Source organism: Rhizobium aureum, assembly GCF_030182495.1.
GTDB classification, from domain to species: Bacteria; Pseudomonadota; Alphaproteobacteria; order Rhizobiales; family Rhizobiaceae; genus Rhizobium; species Rhizobium tropici_C.
On sequence record NZ_JAQJCI010000013.1, the window covers coordinates 150,325 to 164,816 of the forward strand.

The following is a 14,492-nucleotide window of genomic DNA, read 5'->3' on the forward strand; positions in this document are numbered from 1 at the left end:
GCGAACCGCGGCCCCTTGAATGGAGCCCGTCGTCAGCGTTCCGCGCCTTGCTATTCCACCGCCGCATTGCCCGCCGCCTGAAAGGCTTGAAAGGGCACGCTCCGGATAACTATAGCTCGAAATCCCGACATCGTCAGGACCCTCGGGCACATCTTCGGCCTCGGCGGCCAAAATAGGACAGCAACCCTGTCCTAATTCATCAGCTCTATGCCAGAAAGCTCAGGTCTTCGCAAGAGCAAAACGGCAAAAATTCGTCAACGAAAGACGTAAGATTGCCTTTGCTGCATAAATAGAGCAATAAAGTTTCGCTGCGGCGCATCATTTTATTTGTTGATTGCGTAGATCAATTTCTGTGATGCATTCCTCAAACTCATCCTCTTGATAGGTTTTAGCATTGGCGTAATGTCCGGCTGACCCTATCTAATCTCACCGCAATTTCCTCCTTCATCTGGTGCACCTTCATGTTCTTTGCTTCCGATAACTGGGCCGGCGCCCATCCTAAAGTCGCCGAGCGTCTGCTCGCTGAGTCCAGCGGTTTTGCCTCCGCTTACGGCACGAGCGACCTCGACCAGCATGTCGAAGCCAAATTCGCTGATATTTTCGAGCGCGAGGTTACTGTCTTCTTCGTCGCAACGGGTACGGCCGCCAATTCCCTGTCGCTCGCCAGCGTCCAGAAGCCAGGCGGCATCAGCTTCTGTCACAGCGAGGCGCATGTCGCCGAAGACGAATGCGGCGCACCCGATTTCTTCAGCGGCGCACGTCTTGCAACGGTCGATGGCGCTCTCGGCAAGATCGATCCCAAGGCGCTCGCCGCCAAGATCGCCCGTTTCCCGCAGGATGCCGTCCATCACGGCCGCGCCGCCGCCGTGACGATCACGCAGGCGACGGAAATCGGCACGGTCTATTCGCTTGCGGAGATCGATGCCATCGCTGCCGTTGCCAAGGCGAACGGCCTGCCGCTACATATGGATGGCGCGCGTTTCGCCAACGCCCTCGTCGCGCTCGGCACCACGCCAGCCGAAATGACTTGGAAGCGCGGCGTCGATATTCTTTCCTTCGGCGCAACCAAGAACGGCTGCTGGTGCGCTGAAGCGATCGTCTTCTTCGATCCGGAGAAGGCAAAGGAGATGCATTTCATCCGCAAGCGCGCCGCCCAGCTCTTCTCCAAGTCGCGCTTCATTGCCGCCCAGTTCGACGGTTATTTCCAGGACGGCCTCTGGCTCGATCTGGCCCGCCATTCCAATGGCATGGCCGATCGTCTGCGCGCCGGCATCGAAAGGGTGCGGGACGCCCGTCTCGCCTGGCCGACGGCTTCCAACGAGGTTTTTGCGATCATATCGAAATCCTCCGCCAAGACGGCCGAAGACAAGGGAGCAAAATTCTATGAATGGCCTATCCCGGAATCCCAACCGGACCTGATCGGCAATGATGAAACCCTGATCCGCCTTGTTACCAGCTTCGCCACGACCGAGGCCGATGTGGCGAACTTCCTCGCCTGCCTTGCGTGACCCGCATGAAAAAAGCGCCGGAGCCGGATTCAACCGGACGGCGCTCATAATGGCGACAACGAGGGTTAGTTTTAATTCCGATGGGCGAACATTGCAAAGTTCGATAAATCATCGCGATCGGACGCGGGTTTATGATGAACGATCATCGTCATTGCCACGACGCAAGCTACAAGTCCGGAAATGAAGATGGCACCATATATCATCGAGACGAATATCCTCCAGCAGTTCACCTATCGCCACCCAAGATAGCAGCGGAAGCTGACTTTGAACTGAATCTCAGGTGTCGCAAGGCGCAGAGCGTGAAGGAAAACGACAGCCGGCAAAGGAAATCCCGGAAAATTCCCAGCGCTATCCGCATGATCCGGATTGCTTTTGTCGCGAGGCTGCGAGCGGTATTGCTCTCAGTTCGATCTCGGCCCGCGGACCTTTGTCAGAATGTCTTCCGACAGCGCGTCGATCAGAAGTTGATTGGCACCCTTGCGTGGCACAAGCACGAATTCGACATCCTCCAGCGCTGGCAGCCAGCCCGGCGCAATTTCGCTCAGGCCGGCGGGCGCCATGCTCTGCGGCTGGACGAGAACGCCCATGCCGGCGCGGGCGGCAGCCGTCAGCCCGCTAAGGCTGCCACAGGTACAGACGATCCGCCATGGCACCTGCTGCCGGCGTAGTGCCTCCAGCGCCACCGCGCGGGTGACGCTGGGCGCGGGAAAGGCAATCAACGGCAGAGGTGCCGCAAGCCTGCGAATGCGCTCCGGATCGCGCGCCAGCCAGACCAGCGGCTCGCGATAGACGAGCTTGCCTCTCGCATCGCCGAGCCGGCGCTTGGCAAGCACCAGATCGAGATCGCCATTGTCCTGCATTTCATAGAGCGTGCCGCTGAGCGCGACCGTCAACTCCAGATCGACGGAGGGATGCGAACGCACGAATTCCTCCAGCACGTCGGGGAGCTGGCTGGTGACGAAATCCTCGGAAACGCCGAGCCGAAGATTGCCGCGCAGGCTGTTGCCGGCAAAAAGCTGCCGCACCTCCCCTTCGATCGACAGCATCTGGCGCGCATGTCCGAGCAGCGCCTCACCGTCATCGGTCAAAACGACGCGATGTGTGTCCCGCGCCAGCAATTTGCGTCCGATCTCCGTTTCCAACCGCTGTATATGCTGGCTGACGGTCGATTGCCCGAGACCGAGCCGCTCCGCGGCCAGTGTGAAGCTGCCCATCTGCTCGACGGCGACGAAGCTGCGCAACTGCGTGAGATCAAGCATGGCTTATCCTGTATTGCGATAACTGTTATTCCTTGCATCGTGGATCACAATAGGTCTATCTGCAAGGAGTCATCATCACTTGCAATGCGATTGGGTAGGCACGATGCGCCGCTTTCTTCCTGACACCTTCACCATGCTGCTGGTGCTCACCGTTCTGACGGCGTCCTTCTTTCCGGTACAGGGGGCAAGCGCTCACTATTTCGGCATCGCCACCAATTTCGCCATCGGGCTCTTGTTCTTCCTGCATGGCGCGCGCCTGTCGCGCGATGTCGTCATCGCCGGCATGCTCCACTGGCGGCTGCACCTCGTCATCCTGCTGACGACCTTCGGCATCTTCCCGCTGCTGGTGCTGGCCATGGGGCATATCGTCCCGAACAGCATCCTGCCCGTGTCGCTCTATACCGGCATGCTGTTCCTGAGCGTGCTGCCCTCGACCGTGCAATCCTCCATCGCCTTCACCTCCATTGCCGGCGGCAACGTGCCCGCCGCGATCTGCGCCGCCTCCGCCTCCAACATCTTCGGCATGTTTCTGACGCCGCTGCTCGTCGGCATCCTGTTTTCCGTAGGCGGTCAGGGCGGCTTTTCCTGGGATGTTTTGTGGCAGATCATGCTGCAGCTGCTCGCTCCCTTCATCGCCGGCCAGCTGCTGCAGCCCTGGATCGGAGACTGGATCCGCTCGAAGAAGAAGATCCTGATGCCGGTCGATCGCGGCTCGATCCTGATGGTCGTCTATTCCGCCTTCAGCGAAGCCGTCGTCGAGGGGCTGTGGCACACGTTTTCGGTGGTCGACATCGCCACCGTGATCGTCGCCAACATGGTTCTGCTTGCCATGGTCATCTGCATCACCATGTTCGGCAGCCGCGCGCTCGGTTTCTCGAAGGCTGACGAGATCACCATTACCTTCTGCGGCTCGAAGAAGTCGCTGGCAAGCGGCGTACCGATGGCAAACGTCATCTTCGCCGGCCAGGGTATCGGCGCCATCGTGCTGCCGCTCATGCTGTTCCATCAGATCCAGCTGATGACCTGCGCCGTGCTTGCCCAGAAATATGCCGATGCAGCCAAGCGGCGCGAGGCTGAAAAGGCACAAGCAGGTGCAAAGTCCGGCGAAGCCACCAACGCTGCCTGAAGCTTTCGACATCGCGACAAAACAAAAGCGGCGCCCGGATGGAGCGCCGCTTCTTTTTTGATCTTGGGAGGATCAAGGGCATGACGAACTTTAGTCCGTCAGCCCGGACCTGACGGCTTAAATCCGCCGGCCCGGACATGGCGGTCGGGGACCGCCGGCCCGCCTTAGTTGATGTGAGCCTCGATGGACTTCGGAGCATCCACCTGTTCGGCCGCGATGGAGATGCGGCGGGGCTTCATGGCTTCCGGAATGTTGCGCAGCAGATCGATGTGCAGCAAACCATTCTTTAGCGAAGCAGCCTGAACCTCGACATGGTCGGCGAGCTGGAAGCGGCGCTCGAAGGCGCGCTTGGCGATACCGCGATAGAGATATTCGCTGGTTTCAGCCGGCTCTTCACTCTTTTCGCCCTTGACGTGAAGGACATGGGCGTGAGCCTCGATGCTCAGTTCCTTTTCATCGAAACCGGCAACGGCCATGGTGATGCGATAGGTGTTTTCACCGGTGCGCTCGATGTTGTAGGGCGGATAGGTCTGTGCCTGATCCGGCTGGGCAAGGGTGTCGAGCATGGTGAACAGACGGTCGAAACCGACGGTGGAACGATAAAGGGGAGAGAAGTCTACGTGACGCATGAAGTCCTCCTGTGAGCGACAATTGCGATTTCAAGTTTTGCCCCACGGCCCCACTCCGGGCAGCCTCGGGACGGTTCTGCGAGCCCGTTTGGCACCCGCGAAAAAGAGATGGTGATCGCTTTTGCGGAGTTCAAGACCCCGCGCGGTTGAGGAAATTCCAAGAAAAACCCTGCGTGAACCGCAGATGAACGCATGGTTCGGAACCCGTTCAGGCTGGCGGCCATATCTTCAAATCATCGGAACAACCATCGTCCGATGACTGAAGTGTATCGTCCCTTCTTCTTCAGTCCTTGCTCGGCCGGCGAAGCGGATCTCTCTATCTCCGCAAGCCGGCCTTTTTTCGCAGAACGAGAGCGATAGCAGCCCGTCTTGAATGGAAATCCACCGAGACTGATTGCTTAGATCGAAAGTCGTCCGTTCGCCGCGGCTATGAGCCGATGTACTTCATGCAGGCTGGAAGCCGAGCCCAAGCAAAGTTTCAGGATTTCCTCATTGGGTTCCATCTGATCCGGCACCATGATTGTCATCATGCCGGCTCCGGAGGCAGATCTTATTCCGTTATGTGAATTTTCCAGAGCGAGACAGGAAGATGGCTCGATACCTAGCCGGGCGGCAGCCGCCAGAAATGGATCGGGAGCGGGCTTACTTTCCGCATAGTCGCCATACGCGACAATCTGATGGAAACGATGCGTCAAGCCGTGGGCTTCGAGATGATGATCGACGCTATGACGGAATGAGGACGTCGCTATCGCTCGTGGAATATCGAGTTCGTCCAGAAGATCCAGCAATTCCGAAACCCCTGCTTTCAGAGCAAGCTCCGTTTCGCCCAAGACGCTGAAATGCTTGAGCCAGAGAGATCGCACATCGTCGACCGGAAAAGAGGAGCCATAGAGAAGAAGCAGCGAATGGCGGTTCACATGCCAAGGCGAACCAATCATGGGACGGTACAAATCCCATGTCATTTCATAGCCATACTCCGCAGTCGCCGTGATCAGCGAACGTATGTAGAGCGACTCGGTGTCAAAGAGCAGTCCATCCATGTCGAACACGACTGCACGGGGTGGTTGAGGGAGTTTCATCCTATAGCCGTTACCAGCATGGGACGAGGACGACAAGCTCGCCGATGCCGAAAACCATGCCTCGCTACGCAGCGACCTAGCGACGACCCTACCGCAAAAGCTTCAGCGAACCGGTCAACGACTTCACCCATTTCGAAGGCCCCGCCAGCCCCAGGCCGTCGATCGCCTCGCCGGCGAGATCGCGATCCGGAAACGTCGCCTCATAGTCCCTATAATCGTGCAGCGCTCGGGCAAAGGCAGGAAACGGAACGATCGCGCGGTCGTTTTCCACCGGCAAGGTCTTCAACACAAGAGATCGTATGGTCTCCGCATCCGCCTGCAGTATCGGAACGGGCATGTTCGAGCTGATGTCGATCGTACGCTCCTCCTTGTCGGTCAATTGCCTGGCCGCGAGCGCGGGAAACTTTGCACCCAACCCGATCGAGATGGCACCGGTGGTATTGGCGATCAGACCGAGCGGCAATGCCGGATTGATGATGATGGCAACACGAATATCGGGAAGCATGGCGACCTGCTGCTATTGAGTTATGGGCGTACAGGATATCTCCGAGATCAGGGGAATTCTTACCTTTCGTTGCAAATAATAACGTGAATATGGTAGAGAGTACCAAATTCCGTTGAATTTGAGGTCGGATATGCCTAAGCCCCTTGAGCCCGTCGATCTGCGTATCCTCGAAGCGCTTCAGAAGGACGGACGCCTGACGAATCAGGCGCTTTCCTCGAAAGTCGGGCTCTCGACGTCGCCATGCTGGCGGCGCGTGCGCGAGCTGGAGGAAACAGGTGTGATCCAGGGTTATGCGGCAACATTGGACAGACGGCGGATCGGTCTCGGCGTTCTCGCCTTCATCAGAGTGAAGATCGACAGCCACAGCGAAGCGGAGGCCGAGGAATTCTCACGCGACGTCTTGAAGCTCAACGAAGTCGTAGCCTGCTACAGCATCGCCGGCGACGCGGATTTCCTGCTGCAAGTGGTGGCGACCGATCTCGACAGCTATGCGGATTTCGCCATGGCGGTCGTTCGCCGGCTGCCACGCATCAAGGAAATGCAGACGACCTTCGTACTCAAGGAAATCAAGCCTTTCAAGGGCCTTCCGCTTGAGGTCGGGCAGCGATAGCCGACGACACTTGGCGGCCACGCATATCCTGCGAGCCCTTTACGTTTGGATTGAAGCCATCCTATTCTAGTTCATCCTGTTGCAGGTAAGTGGCGACCCACCCCGGGGTATTGAATGTCGGCGCTCCCTTTTTCGAAGATTTCCGCATCGCTGAACGCGGTGCTCGCTGCAATCGGCCTGTTGACCGTGGCGGCACTCACGACGCCTGATATAACTGGACAGACCAGGCTCATCCTGCAAGTTCTGCTCGCCGGCATCTGGGCTGCCTACGGTCTGCAACTGATCGAGACGCTGATCGTGCAGCGGACGAAAGGCGTTCGCGGCAGCGCACCGGAAATCGCCGTCGACATATTGGCTGTTCTGGTCCCTCTGGCCGCCTTCCTTCTCGTCCGCGGCCGCGACCAAAGCCTCTATTGCGCCATCTGGCTTTTGAAGCCACTGCGCGGCTCGATCTTCTTCCGGCTGCTCGGCAGGGTCCTGACCAAGGAAGCGCGCAACCTGATCGGCGTCACCTCGATCTTCGGCATCGTTCTGTTCGGCGCGGCGCTCGTAGCTTATATCATCGAGCGCGACGTTCAGCCCGACAAGTTCGGCAGCATCCCGCTGGCGATGTGGTGGGCGGTGGTGACGCTGTCGACGACAGGGTATGGCGACGAGATTCCGCAAAGTTTCGCCGGCCGCGTCCTCGCAGGCCTGGTCATGATGAGCGGAATCGGCATTTTCGCGCTCTGGGCCGGCATCCTCGCCACCGGCTTCTACGAAGAGGTTCGCCGCCAGGATTTCGTGCGCAACTGGCAACTGGTTGCCGCGGTGCCGCTCTTCCAGAAACTTGGTTCGGCCGCGCTTATTGAGATTGTCAGAGCGCTGAGACCGCGTGTCGTGCCGGCAGGCGGCATCATCTGCCGCAAGGGCGAGGCCGGCGACCAGATGTACTTCATCGTCGAGGGCCGCGTCAGCGTCGCGACGCCGAACCCGGTGGAACTCGGCTCCGGCAGTTTCTTCGGTGAGATGGCGCTGATCACCGGCGAGCCCCGCTCGGCAACCGTCAGCGCCGCGACCGAAGTCTCCCTGCTGTCGCTCTATGCGTCGGATTTCCAGATGCTATCGAGCAGCAGCCCGGAGATCGCAGACATCATTCGCAAAACCGCGCTGGAGCGGCGCGGAGCGACACCGAAGGCTTGACGGAAAGGCATCGCGATCGACGTCATACCGCAGGCGCCTTCAAGGGCACCACGAATTGCCGACACCGCTGGCCCGCTTTTTCTGATCTTCCGACGGCCATCCCGTCGTGCATTGACGTCGATACAAGGGATGTGGCAGCCTGACGAATATTGAGCGCCGTCCAGCTTTAAATGGCGCTTGTCATTTTGGTTCGGCACGGCTCGATGCACCCCCGATTACTCAAGACATTTCTGGCGGTCGCGCGGAACCGGAATTTCACCCGCGCAGCCGAAGAGGTCCATCTCGCGCAATCGAGCGTGAGCGACCAGATCCAGTCGCTTGAAGCCGAATTGGGCACTGCGCTTTTTATCCGGTCGAGATCGGGCCTGGAGCTGACGGCGGCTGGCGAGGCACTGAAACCCTATGCCGAGGAATTATTGGCAATCGCCAACGAGGCGCGCGCTACCGTTGAAGCAGCCTCGGCGGCTGCGGCTGGCACGGTGACGATCGGCGCGCTTGAGACCATTGCTTCCATGAAGCTTCCGCAATGGCTGCCGGCCCTTCAGCGCGATCATCCCGATATCGATCTGCGGGTGAAGGTAGCGGGCAGTGGCGACCTGTTGCGCAAGCTCGAAACCGGTGAGATCGACGTCGCCTTCTGTTTTGACAGGGGCGAGGTTGATGAACGCCTCGCAAAGCGGGTGATATCGACGGAGCCGTTGATCCTCATCACCCCTCCCGCACAGGAGGCATCATCGAAGACAAGCGATCTGGCAGCACTTGCTTCGATGAACTTCGTGGCAACCGAAGCCGGCTGCGTCTACCGGCACCTGTTCGACAAGGCATTCGAGGCGGCAGGGATGGCAGCACCAAAGCTCGCCGCCGAAGTCGGCAGCATCGGTACCATTGCTCGCCTCGTGGCTGCCGGTACAGGATCGAGCTTGGTTCCGTGGTTTGCCGTCGCGGACGCACTCCATCGTGGCGAACTCGACGAAATGCCCTGGCCGGGGCCGATGCGGACAGCTTCGCTTGTGATGATCTGGCGGCGCAGGCGTGTTCAGCCGCCAGCTTTGAAGCTGTTCCTGGCGTTCGCAAGCACCGGCTTTGCGTCCGCTAAATCAGCCGATGCCCGCCCTCGACATGCAGTACCGTCCCCGTTGTAAAGGCGTTGCCCATCAGGAAGCTGATAGCGTCGGCGATGTCTTCCGGTTGGCCCACCCGTCCGACCAACAGCCGTTTTGCCATGGCACCTAAGGTTTCTTCTTTTTGGTCGCCGGCAACGAACGTCCAGATGGGCGTATCGACCCACCCCGGTGAAACGGCATTCACCCGAATGGGCGCCAACTCGACTGCAAGCGCGCGAACCAGCCCTTCCAGGCCAGCATTGACCGCAGCGACCACCGACCCCCGGGTGGCCGGACGATAAGCGGCAATGCCTGACGTGAACGTAATGGAGCCAGTGGCAGAGAGTAAGGGCGACCCATATTTCGCAAGCAGCAACGGGCCGTAGAATTTACTTTCCACGACCCTCTGCGCAGCCCTGAGGTCCAGCGAAGGCAGCAGCTCATAAGCGCCTTCGATATCGGCGGCGGTGCTTACGATATGGTCGAGCCGGCCGATGCGCTCAAACAGACCGGCGACTTGGCTTTCTTGCGTGATATCGACCGTCTCGACGAAAAGCGATGGGCTTTGAAGTTCCGTTGAAACGCGCTTGAGCTTATCCGCGTTCCGTCCAGCGACGATGACCTCCGCCCCGGCTGCGAGCGCGCGTTTCGCCAACGCCAACCCCATTCCGGAGCTGCCGCCGACAATAAGAATTCTTGAATCCGCAATTTCGGTGATTGCCATGTCTTCCATTCCCGCAGGTGATATCAACGGCCGAACATTCGCAAAGCTGCGCAAGAAGATGAAACGGAGAAAAACGATAGTGCCATCGGAATCGCCGATTGAGGATTATCGTCTTTAGGAGCACGGAATCGATTGCCGGAGCCGCCAACAAACCTGTTGCAATTCCCCCAGCCTGCGCTATCCCCTTGAGATGAAACATTGGTCAGCGAGGCGCGACACCGTCATGGATTCGATCCTCTATTCCACGGCAGACAATCCGGTACCGGAAAACCGCACCGAAGGCTTCTTCGAAAGTTTCGACGGACGCAAGCTGCGCTACGCCGTCTTCCGCTGCGAGCAGCCGGTCGCGAAGGGAACCGTTGTCCTGCTACAGGGCCGCAACGAATTCATCGAGAAATATTTCGAGACGATCCGTAACCTCACGGCCAAGGGCCTGTGGGTTGCGACCTTCGATCTGCGCGGCCAGGGCGGATCCGAGCGACTGCTGAAAGACCCGTTGCGCGGCCATATCCGCCATTTTTCCGATTACGAGCGGGATCTGACCGCCTTCCTCGACAAGATCGTCCTGCCGGATACACGTCTGCCCTTTTTTCTCCTTGCTCATTCGACGGGCGGGCTGATTGCCCTGTCTGCCGCGCCGAGGCTTGCGAGCCGAATTGAGCGCATGGTGCTGTCTGCCCCCTTCATCGGCTTGACCGGGCACGGCGTCTCACCCGGCTTTATCCGCTTCCTCTCCGGTGCGGTCAGCGGCATCGGCCTGGGCCGCATGCAGTTCAGCAAGAAATTCAAGGAAAGACCCTTCGCCGACAACCCGTTGACGACAGACGAGCAGCGCTACCGCCGCAACATCGGCATCGGCGCGGCTTATCCGCAGCTTTGCCTGGGTCCGCCGACGGCGCGCTGGCTATCGCAGGCTTTGCGGGCGATCGAACGGGTCAATAAGCCCGAACACCTGTTTTCAATCCACGTCCCCACCGTCCTGATCGCGCCGACGCGCGACGGCGTCGTGCCCTATGCCGATCAGGAACGGCTGTCACGCTATTTCCGTGCCGCCCAGCTCGTTCCCATTCACGGCGCCAAGCATGAAATCCTGCAGGAACGGGACATCTATCGCAATCAGGCACTCGCCGCGATCCACGCCTTCATCCCCGGCAGCGACGCCGAAACCAATGCCTATGAGATCGAAGCGGAAGCCTGAGCGGCTTAGAAACTCCGTGAAAGTTGAGCTGCTCTAGCGAGACAGCACAGCCAAAGCCTGTTCATAAACAGCGCGGCTGCCTGCGGCGATGATCGTTCCACCCATTTCCGGCCGACCGCCATCCCAGGTGGTCATGATGCCGCCGGCCTGCTCAACGACAGGAATGATGCCGCCGACATCATAGGGTTTCAGCGAATTCTCGATGACGAGATCGATATGGCCTGCGGCCAGCAGCGCATAGGCATAGCAATCCGTGCCATAACGGAAAAGCCGGACCTGGCTTTCGATCTCGCGATATTTGGCAAGCTCCTCGCCGACGAACAGATGCGGCGAGGTGGTGAAGAGGATGGCGTTCGAAAGGCTGCCGCAATCGCGGACCTGCAGCCGCTTTTCGCCATCCGGCCCCGAATAGGTGGAACCATTGCCATCGGCAAAATAGCGCTCGCCCGTAAAAGGTTGGTCGATCATCCCCATGAGGGCGCGGCCGTTCTTCTGCAGGCCGATCAGCGTTCCCCATACCGGAACGCCAGAGATGAAAGCGCGCGTGCCGTCGATCGGATCGATGACCCATATATGCTCGCGATCGAGCCCGACGCTGCCGTGCTCCTCGCCCAGAATGCCATGGTCGGGAAATTCGGCCTCGATCAATGCGCGAATCGCCTCTTCGGCGGCGCGGTCCCCTTCCGTCACCGGATCGAAGCCCTTGGCTTCCTTGTTGACCACATCGACACCGGTACGAAAGCGCGGCAGGGTTTCGGCCTTGGCCGCCTCGGCCAGACGATAGAAGAACGAGCGATCGGGAAGCATGGTCAATCCACGTAAATGACAGGATGGGCGATGTCATATCCCATATAGGCCCTGAAGCAAACCGGATGATGATGCAACAGGCGCCCTGCCCGCCAATCAGGCAGGATTTTTGAATCTGCCCAAATATTTTGCAGTGCAATAAAGTGCTTGACATTTGTGCAATGCGATATCAGTATCCAGCTACAGTCTTCTGACTGTAAATACCCTCCTTGGGTGTTTCCTCCCTAGACTTAGCCGCGCCACGAGCGCGGTTCTTTTTTGCTAAGGCTATATTTGTTTTGTGGGATGGAGCGGCAAGCGCAGGGGCATCTCGCCCTTGGCGGGCGAGAAAGCAATTTCACTGGTGTAGGAATTGCGATACCGGACGTGTCGCCTTCAAAAGTCTGACGCAATTTCTAAGCCATTGAAATTGCAAGAGCGAGGGTCCGTTTCTTGCTCGCCCAATTCGGAGATTGCGAGCGCTCCCGCCTACCCTCTCTCTTGCAAAATCCAGCACTTGGCTGAAGCTACATGCTAATTTTGCTTTCTCGCCCGCCAAGGGCAAGATATCCCTACTCGGCAGCCAACGCCGGATCGCCCGTATAGGATTCCACATGCTCGGCCATGCGCTTCATGAAAAGCGTAATGGCAGCCGCGACCTCGTTGAAATCCGGCCGTTTCTCCAGCGTCGTCTCGTCGACATAGAGCGACCGGTTGACCTCGATCTGCAGCGCATGCAGCCCGCGCGAGGGACGGCCGTAATGCTCGGTGATGAAGCCGCCGGCATAGGGCTTGTTGCGCACGGCGTTGAAGCCGAGTTCCTCGAGGATCTGCATGGCGGCACGCGAAAGCTCTGCCGAGGCGCTGGTGCCATAGCGATCGCCGAGGATGAAATCGGGCCGCATATTGCTGCCGGCGATGCGGATATTGCCTGGCATGGAATGACAATCGACCAGCACGCCGAAGCCGAACTTGACATGGGTGCGCGCAATCAGCCGCCGAAGCGTTGCATGATAGGGCTTGTAGATCGTGTCGATGCGCTTCAACGCATCCTCGACCGGCACGCGCCGCGCATAGATTTCCATATTCTCGGCGACGATTCGCGGGATCGTCCCGAGCCCGCCGGCGACCCGCAGCGAATTGATGTTCGCGTAAGGCGGCAAGGCGCCGTCGAACATGCGCGGATCGAGCTCATAGGGCTCGCGATTGACGTCGATATAGGCGCGCGGAAAATTGGCAAGCAGCAACGGTGCGCCGAGGGAACTTGCCGCCGAAAAAAGCTCGTCGACATAATGGTCTTCCGAGCGGCGGATGGCGATGCCCTGCAGGCGGGACTGGGCGATGAAATCGGGGGGATAAATGCGACCGCTATGGGGCGAGCTGTAGACAAACGGTATGGTCTGGGAGGCGGGCTCCGATACCTCGAAAATCTCGAAACTACGCATTTCCGCGGACATCAACGTCTTTACCATGTCAACAACTTGTCGCAGTAATCATGTTGCCAGTTGCATGACCGCAAGTCCATAGTAACTTGACCGAAATGGCCTTAATCCAAAGCGCCGTATTCGAAATCTCCCGATGTCCGCTCGGCGGAAACGCAGGGCGTTTTCGCAGAACGAAGTCATGCTTTGAACAAAAGCAGGATTGGCGCGTTTTGGCCGACTATTCACGGCTTGTTTACGGCGCTGCGCTAACCTAAAAGCTGGACAAGTCCAACAGACAAAGTTGATTAGCGATAGAGATGATGACCCAGAAGATACTTCTTGCCGAAGACGACAACGACATGCGTCGCTTTCTCGTGAAGGCACTCGAAAAAGCCGGCTACAAGGTCTTGTCCTTTGACAATGGAGCCAGCGCTTACGACCGGCTGCGCGAAGAGCCGTTCTCGCTGCTTTTGACCGACATCGTCATGCCCGAGATGGACGGTATCGAGCTGGCGCGCCGCGCTACCGAACTCGATCCGGACCTGAAAGTGATGTTCATCACCGGCTTTGCCGCCGTCGCGCTGAATCCCGATTCGAAGGCGCCGAAGGATGCCAAGGTTCTTTCCAAGCCTTTCCACCTTCGGGAACTCGTCGACGAAGTCAACAAACTCCTTGCCGCGTAAGGCTTTCGGCGGCCACGTCACAAAACCGAAAAAAAGCCTATTGACGGCCACCAAGGTTTTGTGATCTATGCGCCGCCATCGGATGGGCGTGTAGCTCAGCGGGAGAGCACTACGTTGACATCGTAGGGGTCACAGGTTCAATCCCTGTCACGCCCACCATCCTAATTCGCTGAAAAGTCATGACCTCCACCAGAGGTGGAGGTTTGAAACGCTGCGCTTGAACCGCTAGAAGCGGTATTGTTAGCGCTTAGTAGCTACGATTGAAGAGGTCGGCAAAGTCGGAAGCTTTGTCGGCCTTTTCCTGATTACGGATATATTGTCTGACGACCTGCTCGTTATAGCCCGTCGTCGATACGAAATACCCGCGTGCCCAAAAGTGATACCCTTTGTAGCGGCGCTTGCGCGCATATTTGTTCGCTACGTAAAGGGCCGTCTTGCCCTTCAAGAAGCCGACAATATGCGAAACCGACCCGTAAAGTCTTTTCGTGCGGTATTTGCTGCCAAAAACAATGTGATACTTGCAGTCCCACGTCGCATGCGAGAGCGTTTGCTCATCCATAAAACCTCCTTGTTCGAAGTCTGGGCCACCCCAGCGGTTCAAGCAGGAGGTCTCTCAACTACCGTGTAGAACTCGTCCAGTCCTCCACCGTAGGTGGAGGTTTATTTATCGATATAA

The 14,492-nt window shown here is 58.5% G+C and carries 15 protein-coding genes and 1 tRNA gene; 8 read left to right on the forward strand and 8 right to left on the reverse strand.

Annotated features, from left to right (window positions below):
* Window positions 1-461 precede the first annotated feature (461 nt).
* Window positions 462-1,508 carry a threonine aldolase family protein gene (locus PH552_RS24780; RefSeq protein WP_183764888.1) on the forward strand — a complete coding sequence of 349 codons (1,047 nt, stop codon included), beginning with the start codon at window positions 462-464 and terminating at the stop codon, window positions 1,506-1,508.
* 401 nt (window positions 1,509-1,909) lie between these two features.
* On the opposite strand, the gene PH552_RS24785 is transcribed toward PH552_RS24780, so the two are convergent.
* Window positions 1,910-2,767, reverse strand: coding sequence for a LysR family transcriptional regulator (locus tag PH552_RS24785; protein ID WP_112343316.1), 858 nt, complete (start codon window positions 2,765-2,767; stop codon window positions 1,910-1,912).
* Window positions 2,768-2,870: 103 nt separating this feature from the next.
* On the opposite strand from PH552_RS24785, the gene PH552_RS24790 reads away from it, so the two are divergent.
* Window positions 2,871-3,893, forward strand: coding sequence for a bile acid:sodium symporter family protein (locus PH552_RS24790; protein WP_112343315.1), 1,023 nt, complete (start codon window positions 2,871-2,873; stop codon window positions 3,891-3,893).
* A 164-nt stretch (window positions 3,894-4,057) separates the two neighbouring features.
* Here the strand turns inward: PH552_RS24790 and PH552_RS24795 are convergent, their stop codons facing one another.
* From PH552_RS24795 to PH552_RS24805, 3 genes are all read right to left on the reverse strand, one after another.
* Window positions 4,058-4,522: an Hsp20 family protein gene (locus PH552_RS24795; RefSeq protein WP_183764891.1), complete on the reverse strand. Its 465-nt coding sequence runs from the start codon at window positions 4,520-4,522 to the stop codon at window positions 4,058-4,060.
* 398 nt (window positions 4,523-4,920) lie between these two features.
* On the reverse strand, window positions 4,921-5,637 hold the full coding sequence (locus PH552_RS24800; protein ID WP_350223715.1) for an HAD family hydrolase: 717 nt from the start codon (window positions 5,635-5,637) through the stop codon (window positions 4,921-4,923).
* A gap of 52 nt (window positions 5,638-5,689) precedes the next feature.
* Window positions 5,690-6,106: a DUF2000 domain-containing protein gene (locus PH552_RS24805; protein ID WP_112343312.1), complete on the reverse strand. Its 417-nt coding sequence runs from the start codon at window positions 6,104-6,106 to the stop codon at window positions 5,690-5,692.
* Between the two features lie 130 nt (window positions 6,107-6,236).
* On the opposite strand from PH552_RS24805, the gene PH552_RS24810 reads away from it, so the two are divergent.
* The 3 genes from PH552_RS24810 (at window position 6,237) to PH552_RS24820 (ending at window position 9,040) form a co-directional block, all read left to right on the forward strand.
* Window positions 6,237-6,716 (forward strand): Lrp/AsnC family transcriptional regulator, encoded by a 480-nt coding sequence (locus tag PH552_RS24810; RefSeq protein WP_112343311.1) that lies wholly within the window; start codon window positions 6,237-6,239, stop codon window positions 6,714-6,716.
* 114 nt (window positions 6,717-6,830) lie between these two features.
* Window positions 6,831-7,898 carry a cyclic nucleotide-gated ion channel gene (locus tag PH552_RS24815; protein ID WP_183764894.1) on the forward strand — a complete coding sequence of 356 codons (1,068 nt, stop codon included), beginning with the start codon at window positions 6,831-6,833 and terminating at the stop codon, window positions 7,896-7,898.
* A gap of 203 nt (window positions 7,899-8,101) precedes the next feature.
* Window positions 8,102-9,040 carry a LysR family transcriptional regulator gene (locus PH552_RS24820; RefSeq protein ID WP_112343424.1) on the forward strand — a complete coding sequence of 313 codons (939 nt, stop codon included), beginning with the start codon at window positions 8,102-8,104 and terminating at the stop codon, window positions 9,038-9,040.
* Here PH552_RS24820 and PH552_RS24825 read toward each other — a convergent pair.
* The gene (locus PH552_RS24825; protein ID WP_112343423.1) at window positions 8,991-9,725 is read right to left on the reverse strand and encodes an SDR family oxidoreductase; all 735 of its coding nucleotides are present in this window, start codon (window positions 9,723-9,725) and stop codon (window positions 8,991-8,993) included. The genes PH552_RS24820 and PH552_RS24825 overlap by 50 nt on opposite strands.
* A gap of 223 nt (window positions 9,726-9,948) precedes the next feature.
* Between PH552_RS24825 and PH552_RS24830 the strand changes: the two genes are divergently transcribed.
* Entirely contained in the window at window positions 9,949-10,923 is a 975-nt protein-coding gene (locus tag PH552_RS24830; protein WP_183764897.1) for an alpha/beta fold hydrolase, read from the forward strand.
* Window positions 10,924-10,956: 33 nt separating this feature from the next.
* Here the strand turns inward: PH552_RS24830 and hisN are convergent, their stop codons facing one another.
* Both hisN and PH552_RS24840 read right to left on the reverse strand, forming a co-directional pair.
* Window positions 10,957-11,730, reverse strand: a complete 774-nt coding sequence (gene hisN, locus PH552_RS24835; RefSeq protein ID WP_112343308.1) for a histidinol-phosphatase — start codon at window positions 11,728-11,730, stop codon at window positions 10,957-10,959.
* A gap of 551 nt (window positions 11,731-12,281) precedes the next feature.
* Window positions 12,282-13,181, reverse strand: a complete 900-nt coding sequence (locus tag PH552_RS24840; RefSeq protein WP_245430399.1) for an N-formylglutamate amidohydrolase — start codon at window positions 13,179-13,181, stop codon at window positions 12,282-12,284.
* Window positions 13,182-13,453: 272 nt separating this feature from the next.
* Here PH552_RS24840 and cpdR1 point away from each other — a divergent pair, with 272 nt between their 5' ends.
* Both cpdR1 and PH552_RS24850 read left to right on the forward strand, forming a co-directional pair.
* The gene (cpdR1, locus tag PH552_RS24845) at window positions 13,454-13,816 is read left to right on the forward strand and encodes a response regulator CpdR1 (RefSeq protein ID WP_004117561.1); all 363 of its coding nucleotides are present in this window, start codon (window positions 13,454-13,456) and stop codon (window positions 13,814-13,816) included.
* Window positions 13,817-13,900: 84 nt separating this feature from the next.
* Window positions 13,901-13,975, forward strand: a tRNA-Val gene (locus PH552_RS24850).
* Window positions 13,976-14,063: 88 nt separating this feature from the next.
* Here PH552_RS24850 and PH552_RS24855 read toward each other — a convergent pair.
* Entirely contained in the window at window positions 14,064-14,375 is a 312-nt protein-coding gene (locus PH552_RS24855; RefSeq protein ID WP_285166331.1) for a transposase, read from the reverse strand.
* Between the last annotated feature and the right edge of the window lie 117 nt (window positions 14,376-14,492).

Coding starts and splice junctions, on each gene's coding strand:
- PH552_RS24780 (WP_183764888.1), top strand. CDS start 462: ATGTTCTTTGCTTCCGATAACTGGGCCGGCGCCCATCCTAAAGTCGCC.
- PH552_RS24785 (WP_112343316.1), bottom strand. CDS start 2,767: ATGCTTGATCTCACGCAGTTGCGCAGCTTCGTCGCCGTCGAGCAGATG.
- PH552_RS24790 (WP_112343315.1), top strand. CDS start 2,871: ATGCGCCGCTTTCTTCCTGACACCTTCACCATGCTGCTGGTGCTCACC.
- PH552_RS24795 (WP_183764891.1), bottom strand. CDS start 4,522: ATGCGTCACGTAGACTTCTCTCCCCTTTATCGTTCCACCGTCGGTTTC.
- PH552_RS24805 (WP_112343312.1), bottom strand. CDS start 6,106: ATGCTTCCCGATATTCGTGTTGCCATCATCATCAATCCGGCATTGCCG.
- PH552_RS24810 (WP_112343311.1), top strand. CDS start 6,237: ATGCCTAAGCCCCTTGAGCCCGTCGATCTGCGTATCCTCGAAGCGCTT.
- PH552_RS24815 (WP_183764894.1), top strand. CDS start 6,831: ATGTCGGCGCTCCCTTTTTCGAAGATTTCCGCATCGCTGAACGCGGTG.
- PH552_RS24820 (WP_112343424.1), top strand. CDS start 8,102: ATGCACCCCCGATTACTCAAGACATTTCTGGCGGTCGCGCGGAACCGG.
- PH552_RS24825 (WP_112343423.1), bottom strand. CDS start 9,725: ATGGCAATCACCGAAATTGCGGATTCAAGAATTCTTATTGTCGGCGGC.
- PH552_RS24830 (WP_183764897.1), top strand. CDS start 9,949: ATGGATTCGATCCTCTATTCCACGGCAGACAATCCGGTACCGGAAAAC.
- hisN (WP_112343308.1), bottom strand. CDS start 11,730: ATGCTTCCCGATCGCTCGTTCTTCTATCGTCTGGCCGAGGCGGCCAAG.
- PH552_RS24840 (WP_245430399.1), bottom strand. CDS start 13,181: ATGGTAAAGACGTTGATGTCCGCGGAAATGCGTAGTTTCGAGATTTTC.
- cpdR1 (WP_004117561.1), top strand. CDS start 13,454: ATGACCCAGAAGATACTTCTTGCCGAAGACGACAACGACATGCGTCGC.
- PH552_RS24855 (WP_285166331.1), bottom strand. CDS start 14,375: ATGGATGAGCAAACGCTCTCGCATGCGACGTGGGACTGCAAGTATCAC.